The organism is Streptomyces carpinensis (assembly GCF_002154505.1).
Taxonomy (GTDB): domain Bacteria; phylum Actinomycetota; class Actinomycetes; order Streptomycetales; family Streptomycetaceae; genus Streptomyces; species Streptomyces carpinensis.
The window spans coordinates 329-613 of record NZ_MUBM01000764.1; the positions used below are offsets into that span (position 1 = coordinate 329).

The 285-nt window shown below is 73.3% G+C and carries 1 pseudogene; it reads right to left on the minus strand.

From position 1 onward, the window contains the following. Nucleotides 1–285 (minus strand): annotated as a pseudogene (locus BZY54_RS48625) (hypothetical protein); the annotation flags it as partial.

Consider the following 285-nt stretch of genomic DNA (forward strand, 5'->3'; position numbering starts at 1 on the left):
ACCACCCGCTGCGGATCGACGGGTTCGAAGGGCGCCTCGAGCCAGTCGCCGGGGTCGGCGGGTTCGTCCGAGGCCGTGACCCACAGGGTGGAGTCGCCCTCCTCCAGGCCGAACTCCTTGTGCCGGGAGGCGATCTCGTCCGGTTCGAACTCGCCGAACAGGATGCCGAGCGCCCCGTGCACCGTGCCGGCGGCGCCTTCGCCGATGCCCGTGCCGGTCTCGACGTCCGCGGCCTCCACGCGCTGGGCCTGGGACAGCAGCCGCTGCGGCTCGGCCACGGAGTAG